This window comes from Escherichia sp. E14V7 (assembly GCF_004212225.1).
Taxonomy (GTDB): domain Bacteria; phylum Pseudomonadota; class Gammaproteobacteria; order Enterobacterales; family Enterobacteriaceae; genus Escherichia.
This window is the reverse complement of sequence record NZ_RHJJ01000010.1, coordinates 374,468-381,651: the sequence shown is the minus strand read 5'-3', so window position 1 is coordinate 381,651 and position 7,184 is coordinate 374,468. Positions and strand designations below refer to the sequence as shown.

The following is a 7,184-nucleotide window of genomic DNA, read 5'->3' as shown; positions in this document are numbered from 1 at the left end:
AATCCTTCCCCCACCACCATCACTTCCTGATAAAACTCATTTCAAACTTATCGATATCGTTTCATATTCTGCCCATGCGGGGAAGGATGAGAAGCTTCGACCAAGGTTCGACTCGAGCGTCAGCGAGAGAGCGTTGCCGCAGGCAACGACCCGAAGGGCGAAGCGCGCAGCGCTGAGTAATCCTTCCCCCACCACCATCTCTTAATTCGTTTCTCAATCAATCTATTTCTCCCCCATTCGCCGTAAAAACTGCTGCTGTAGCCTCAGCAAATCCGCTAACGTCAACAACTGATAATCCAGACCTTGCTGGCTGGCAATTTGCGCGATAATGCGGCTTAACGCCGGATAATGGCGATGATGCCAGTGAGGAAAAAGATGATGGGTAAGATGCAAATTAATCCCGCCCAGCCAGTAGCCAAGCCATGCAGGTTGCGGCGTCCAGTCAAAGGTAGTGGCGAAGGTATGCGCCAACCTGCCCACGGCCATTTTGCCCTCTTCTGGCGGCAATTGCGTATGCCCCTTCGCCCAGTGCGTTCCGATAATCAACATCACAAAGATCAGTGACGCCAGCAACTGGTTGAGCAGATAAGTCAGCACGATGGTCATAAAACCAAACTCAGACAGCAGCCAGGGAAGTATCAGACACAGCGCGCAATGCGCCAGTTTCCCGGCTAAGAAATACCCCCAGCCAGCAAACCCCCGCAGGGCCAGATGTCGCGTGACCGGCGTAAACCCTGCGCGATCGAGCCAGTCCACTACCCAGATATACCAGGGAAAGGTGAGCGCCGCGACCAGCGGCCAGTAGCAATGTTGGTGGCGCATAAAAGGTCGCCACTGCTGCCACGGAGTCTGGCGAAGAATGCCATTTTCTGCGGTGTCCGGATCGTAAAATTCAATATTGGTAAAGCCGTGATGAAAGCGAACGTGGCGCACCCGCCAGCAGTCCGGATCAAGTCCCATCGGGAACGCAACCCACCGGTTAAGCCAGGCATTGGCCTTTTTACCACGCAAAAACGCATCATGCGAAGCGTCATGCACTACATTGACCGCTAACAGCATGGCGCAAATCATCATCGCCAGATACCACAACAAATACAGCCCCCACTGGCTTTGAGACAACGCCAGTGAATAACAGAACAGACAGGTAATAATCAGTGCCGCCATTTTGGTGAATGCCCAGCCGTCGGCATAACGATGACCGCCTACTTTTGCGAGGTACGATTTCGTACCATTCTGTAACTGTTTGACCAGTTGCGGATCATCAGCAGGAAAAGTGATCAACCTGTCGGGATTAAACAGATTCATAGCGTTGCCTTAGCGACTTACGTCCCACACCGATTAGGAATAACACGCAATGGGCCAGCAAAATGCCTGCGATTCCCTTCCAGAGAAGAGTGCTCCATGAACACATATAAAGAATAAAATAGAACAGTGACAACGTCACAGAGCACCACAAAATCATACCCCAACGCTGCCCGTCGCTCATGCCCCCCAGCGCAACGGAGCCTGCCACCAGCAGAACAAACAATACGGCTTGCTCACTGGTCATAAACTTGATGCCATAGCCATATTGCTGGATGTAGCCAAGCACCAGCATAAACAGCAGAATCACCCCTGCCCCCACTGCCCACGCGGAACTTTGGTAGCGACGTTCAATTGCTTTGCCAAATGAGCGAAAGCCCATTAAGCGTAAAAATGGCAGGTTACTCTCGCGCATCGGGTTACAGGACAAGCGACTATTTTTTACGCCATAGGCCACGTCATGATCCGGCCCGGCGCTATAAGAACCGAAAATTTTATCCCACAACAGAAAGGTGCCGCCGTAATTGGTATCGGCATATTGCTTTTCATTCAGATGATGGACGCGATGATGCGAAGGCGTGATCAGCACTTTTTCCAGCCAGCCCAGTTTCGGCGTTAGCGCGTTATGGTTAAAAAATTGCCAACTATAGTGAATAATAGAAACTGCCAAAAAGACCTGTAACGGCACACCAAGCAGCGCCAGCAGCATAAAAAATGGAATTGAGGTTAACGAGGAATACCACGAGTTCCGCACGCCTAATGACAGGTTGTAGTGTTCACCCTGATGATGCACCACATGTACCGCCCACAGCGGGCGCATTTCGTGATGCCAGCGATGCAACCAATAAAAACCGAAATCCCACGCCAGCAAAGTAAACAACCAAAGCAGGATCACCGGCGCATTATCAAACAGCCCAAGACTAAAGTGATTGACCACCAGGCCATAGCAGAGCACTTCCAGGCAGCGAAATAACCACAGCATCATATGACCGGAGTTGATATTAAAAATAACGTCCAGCCATTCCACTTTTTGCCGCCCGGTGAATTGCAACACGCCCGCTTCGGCTAACACCAACAGCACCATCAATATGATGGGAAACAGTAAATCACTCATATTGCGTCTTCCTTTTCTCGCATATTGCGCATATCCAACCGCAAATCGACGCCAGCAACGCGCCGCCTACTAAATCGATAAATAAATGTCTGCGTAATTGCAGAATCGAAAAGGCGATCGCTATCGCCCAGGCAACACTCATCAGCGTCAGCCAACGGTTCCCCTTTTTGGCAATCGCCCATACCGCCAACAGCGTGAGCGCCGCATGTAAAGAGGGAAAACAGTTCTGACTTGAGTCAATGGCGATCAGCCCGTTTAATGCACCCGTTGAGATCCCCGACTGCACAAACGGGGGATATTGCATAGTTGTGGGCCAGAGAAGATAAAACAAGCCAGCTACAAGTGCCGAAAGTTGCATTGCGCGGGCCAGCCAGCGCAGGTGGCAAAGTGGTGTGGATAAATAACCTAACGGCACAATTAAAAAAAACGAGAGATACAGCCACACGGCAGAGGGTGAAAACGCAATCAGATTATCAATTACTGACGGCGTTAATTGATATCCCTGACCTTGCAGGTAGTCGCTAAAGTTATAGATAACCCCAACGGTTCCCCAGCCCAGCAGCATCTGTTTCAGGCGTAGTAGTAGATTGCTCATTCCCGCCCCCACTCACGCACAATTCGCCGCCGCTTGGCTGTAAAAGCAACTGGCACTGGTTGCGACTCAAGGAACCATATCAAGTGCTCCACTGCGATATTCTGGCGCATAAACAAAGCATTCAACGCTTCCCGGCACTGCTCCAGCATCCCCGGTTCGCAATCTGCTATTAGCGTTAGCTGTGCTGCCCCGGTTTGTAGCAGGCGATAATCAGCAGTTAACGGCAGCGTCATCGCCAGCACCCGACTACAGGCATCGGCAAAAACGGTCTGCATATCGCCAGATCTTGTCGGCAGTTGCAGTTGATCGTCCTGCCGCCCTTCGATACGCGCAATCGCCATTGCCGCACTGCCACAAGGGCATGGCTGTTCACTTGCCACCAGCACATCATCAAGTCGATAACGCACCACCGGCTGCGTGGTGCGGGTAAAGTCTGTGACGATCGGCACGAAACGGTGCTCATCCAGCCATTGCGGTTCAATGTGAACAAATTCTTCGTTGAGATGTAACGTGCCACACCGGCAGGTAGAGGCGAGAAAGCCTTCTGTCGCCTGATAGATTTCGCCCACATTGTTGAACACGCTTCGCAGTAATTCCCGATCCTGCGACTCCAGAACTTCCGCTACCGAGATCACTTTTTTGACCTTTAGCGTTAGCTCTCCGGCAATCACCGCCAGCGCCAGTGCGCGTAATACCTGAGCTGGCGCGACAATAATCGTCGGCGCTCGCTGTTCCAGTTGTTTGAGTTGCGCCTGAAATGGCGCCAGCAGATCGTAAAAGTCGAGACTTAACCAGCGGTTATTCACGCTTTGATAGAGGTTGTTGTCCGCGCGCAAAAACAGTGCCACCCGCTCTCTGGCAAATAAACCGTCGGGTAACACTTTTGCCAGCACACCGGCGGCCCAAATCTGTTGCTCGTGCGGGCTAACAACAAAAAGCCCACGACGCCCCGATGTACCTGATGAAAGCCCGACGCTGAACTTGCCCACGCTGGGTTTGAAATCACGACTCTGCTCACTGCGCATTGCACAGGCGAGAAGCTCGTCGCGCTTTAAACCAGCGGTATTCATCTCATCGAAGTACGTCATCATTAACGCTTTGTCCATCAACGGCCACTGGTTAAAGGGCAAGGCCAGATAACGCTGAAACCACGGGCTTTTAGATAAGACATTTTGCCGGAACTGATGCAGCCTTTTTGCCTGCCAGTATTCCAGCGCCTGGCGATCGGTGAAATGCAGCCTGCGGGTACGGAAGTAGCGCCAGAGTAAAGCCAGCGGGATCATAAATCCCCCTCGTGGCACAAACGAATGTCCACTGCGCCGTTTTGCCAAAGCTGATGTAATTGCCCAAGCGTGCGGTAGTAGGCGCGGCTGTCGGACATAACCAGATGCGCCAGTGGTGAAGGCCCGCGCAGTTCGCGGTAGTTTGCGGGTGCCCAAGCGGCATCGCCAGCCAGTAAAGTCCAGCCATTGTCGGTCAACACAAATGCGCCAATATGTCCGGCAGCATGACCCGCAAGCGGCACGAGGATAATTTCGCCATTGCTTTCTGGCAGCAAATAGCCACTCTCAAACGGTGCCAGTTCAGGAGGCATATTCACCAATGCGAAACTTTCAATAAAACGCAGTGAAGAGTCAAAATTCTCCGGGATCAGCCCTGGCACAAAGGCCTGACGCAATGCGGCTATGCCACGCAGCGTTCTTACCTGCTGCCAACCTTCACCAGAACAGATACAGGCGACATCAGGGAAATCGCGCAGGCCAGCAATATGATCGGCGTGAAAATGCGACAGAATAATCGCATCAACATCTTTTGCTGCCAGTCCGTGTGTAGATATTTGCCGCACCAGCGCCTGTTGTGGATCAAAATAAACCGGCGTGACCTGGCGATAAAGACGAAATATGCCGGATTGCGTGTAGTGTTCGAACCACGATGAATAGCCGGTGTCCCACAGCCAGCGTTTATCCCCCACTTCCAGCAGCCAGGCGCGGGCGGGGAATTTACACACTTTCAGCCCAGCCCCTTTCAGCGCAATACAGCCAATATGGGTACACCAGCCCGTTTCAAATACGGTTATTTTTGCCATGTTCCCTCAGCCATTGTCCCGTGATTGCAATACCTTGCTCCATCGAAAAGCGCGGGTGATATCCCAGCTCTGTAATGGCCTTTTGCGCACTCAGCGTCATATCAAAACAGAGTGTTCCGGCGCTGTAACGTGTGATAACAGGTTCCTGATTAACGCATTTCCCGTACAGCTCCAGGCCGCGCGCGACCAGAGAAAGCAGCGGCCAGGGAACGGCTGCAATGCGGTAACTCAAGCCCAGTTGCTGGCGCAGTAAGGCGTCAAGCATTACAGATAATTTCTGCGGCTGATGATTGGTAATGTTGTAAATACTGCCAGAGCGTAATCCTTCAACTTGCGTTGCCAGCTGCATGGCATACACCACGTTTTGCACGAAAGTGAGATCCAATAACGCGTCGCCCCCGCGCGGCAAACGTAAGCTGCCGCCCCCCTGTTGCAGTTGCTGCATCAGACGAGGAACAATCACCTGATCATGAGGACCAAACAAACCACGGGGACGCAAAAGAATAAACCTCGTGGCAGGATATTGCGCTACTGCCCCGGCAATAGCCTGCTCAGCGGCATATTTACTGCTCGCATAATGGCTGGAGAATGCTCGCGCAAGATAAGTTTCTTGCAGGTCATAGTGATGTTGAAAATCAAAGTAAACCGCAGGCGTGGAGATATGAATAAACCGGGGAATGTTCAGCCTGCCTGCCGCCTGTGCCAAAGTGTAGGTCGCTTTGACATTGGCAAGCCAGAATGCCGTTTTGTCTCCCCAGGGCGAAGACTTTGCCGCACAGTGCCAGACGGCATCGCAGCCTTCCATCAACCGGGCGCAGTCATCCTCAGTTGCCTCGGTTAAATCGAGAGCCACAAACTGTGCACCTGCGCTTAAGAGAACTTTGCCAACCTCGCGATTTCGCCCTGTTGCCACAACCGAAACACCCGATTGCAACAAATATTGCACAGCATTTCGCCCCAGGCCGCTGGTCGCCCCCGTCACGAGAATTTTCACGGTAAAAGCACCATGCCTGCCAGCGTTAACCCCGCCGCCGTGCCAATCAACAGCGCAGGTTTATCCGCAGTAAAACGACCGCTAATTACCGCTTCATGCAGCGCTGTGGGTATAGACGCAGCAACCTGATTGCCGTAGAAGCGGTAGACATCAATAAGCGCAGATTCCGGCACTCGCAGCCGTTTACGCATATGTTCAAGGGAAAGATGACTAGCCTGATGCGGAACGACCGTACCGATATCTGCCAGTTGCAGACCGCTTTTTTGCAGTAAGCGCGAAAAATAATCTTCAATAAGTGAAGAGGCAAAACGAAACAGCGGTTTCCCCTGCATATGAAAAAGAAAGTCGCTGTCACTAACGCCTGAACGAGGATTACGCCGCGTGCCGCCAGCACGAATTTCGCACAGTTCGCTGCCTTCGGGATACATTTCGATCAAGCTGGCGATAATCCCGCTGCGTCCATCGCCCCGCTCGACAATCGCGCACGCCGCGCCATCACCAAAAATTAATGAAGACTCTTCATGATCCCAGTCGATACCGCGTGAAGCAATATCTGCCGAAACGATGGCAATGCGCCGGTATGCTCCACAGTTAAGTAATCCGGCAGCGACTTCCAGAGCGGAAATAAAGCTCACGCAACTGCTGTTGATATCAAACCCGGCAACGCCTGCAGGCATCGCTGCGGCCTTGAGAATATGAATTGCGCTACAGGGTAATGCCTGTACGGCTATGGCTGACGCACAAATTAGCAGATCAATATCAGAAGGCTTTAAGGCAGCCGCTGATAACGCATTATGCAAAGCCTCTGCCGCCAGTTCGGCCTGGCTGGCGTCGTTGCTGGCAAAATAGCGCCAGCAAATGCCGGAACGTCGCTCAACGTAGCCCGCAGGTTTATTTAACTGAACATCCAGTTGTTGAGAGGTAATTTTATCAGGGGGTAAGGCGATCCCAGTGGCGATTATTTTTAATGCCGCAGAGATCGTCGATTGATTAGGTTGATCCACGGTCAGTGCTCCTTCACTGCTCCATAGGTGGGCCAATCATATCGATGAGGTTCGTTTCTCTACAATCTGAAATATCGACAATGTGTAAC

7 protein-coding genes and 1 other RNA gene are annotated in these 7,184 nt (G+C 52.1%); 1 reads left to right on the top strand and 7 read right to left on the bottom strand.

Features of this window, described 5'->3' with window-relative positions:
- Positions 1-65 precede the first annotated feature (65 nt).
- A non-coding RNA gene (locus tag D9741_RS13005) (RtT sRNA) lies at positions 66-197 on the top strand.
- Positions 198-222: 25 nt separating this feature from the next.
- Here the strand turns inward: D9741_RS13005 and D9741_RS13000 are convergent.
- Genes D9741_RS13000 through D9741_RS12970 form a run of 7 tightly spaced genes read right to left on the bottom strand, consistent with a single transcriptional unit; the run spans position 223 to position 7,095 of the window.
- Positions 223-1,305 carry an acyl-CoA desaturase gene (locus D9741_RS13000; protein ID WP_130216016.1) on the bottom strand — a complete coding sequence of 361 codons (1,083 nt, stop codon included), beginning with the start codon at positions 1,303-1,305 and terminating at the stop codon, positions 223-225.
- A complete protein-coding gene (locus D9741_RS12995; protein WP_130216014.1) occupies positions 1,292-2,416 on the bottom strand; it encodes a sterol desaturase family protein in 1,125 nt (374 codons plus the stop codon). Before D9741_RS12995 ends, D9741_RS13000 begins: the two co-directional genes overlap by 14 nt.
- Positions 2,409-3,011 carry a phosphatase PAP2 family protein gene (locus D9741_RS12990; RefSeq protein WP_130216012.1) on the bottom strand — a complete coding sequence of 201 codons (603 nt, stop codon included), beginning with the start codon at positions 3,009-3,011 and terminating at the stop codon, positions 2,409-2,411. The genes D9741_RS12995 and D9741_RS12990 overlap by 8 nt, the downstream gene beginning before the upstream one ends.
- Positions 3,008-4,294 (bottom strand): F390 synthetase-related protein, encoded by a 1,287-nt coding sequence (locus D9741_RS12985; protein ID WP_130216010.1) that lies wholly within the window; start codon positions 4,292-4,294, stop codon positions 3,008-3,010. Before D9741_RS12985 ends, D9741_RS12990 begins: the two co-directional genes overlap by 4 nt.
- Entirely contained in the window at positions 4,291-5,097 is an 807-nt protein-coding gene (locus D9741_RS12980; RefSeq protein WP_130216008.1) for an MBL fold metallo-hydrolase, read from the bottom strand. The genes D9741_RS12985 and D9741_RS12980 overlap by 4 nt, the downstream gene beginning before the upstream one ends.
- The gene (locus D9741_RS12975; RefSeq protein ID WP_130216007.1) at positions 5,075-6,091 is read right to left on the bottom strand and encodes an NAD(P)-dependent oxidoreductase; all 1,017 of its coding nucleotides are present in this window, start codon (positions 6,089-6,091) and stop codon (positions 5,075-5,077) included. The genes D9741_RS12980 and D9741_RS12975 overlap by 23 nt, the downstream gene beginning before the upstream one ends.
- Positions 6,088-7,095, bottom strand: coding sequence for a 3-oxoacyl-[acyl-carrier-protein] synthase III C-terminal domain-containing protein (locus D9741_RS12970; protein WP_130216006.1), 1,008 nt, complete (start codon positions 7,093-7,095; stop codon positions 6,088-6,090). The genes D9741_RS12975 and D9741_RS12970 overlap by 4 nt, the downstream gene beginning before the upstream one ends.
- Positions 7,096-7,184: the final 89 nt, after the last annotated feature.

Coding starts and splice junctions, on each gene's coding strand:
- D9741_RS12985 (WP_130216010.1), bottom strand. CDS start 4,294: ATGATCCCGCTGGCTTTACTCTGGCGCTACTTCCGTACCCGCAGGCTG.
- D9741_RS12995 (WP_130216014.1), bottom strand. CDS start 2,416: ATGAGTGATTTACTGTTTCCCATCATATTGATGGTGCTGTTGGTGTTA.
- D9741_RS12980 (WP_130216008.1), bottom strand. CDS start 5,097: ATGGCAAAAATAACCGTATTTGAAACGGGCTGGTGTACCCATATTGGC.
- D9741_RS13000 (WP_130216016.1), bottom strand. CDS start 1,305: ATGAATCTGTTTAATCCCGACAGGTTGATCACTTTTCCTGCTGATGAT.
- D9741_RS12990 (WP_130216012.1), bottom strand. CDS start 3,011: ATGAGCAATCTACTACTACGCCTGAAACAGATGCTGCTGGGCTGGGGA.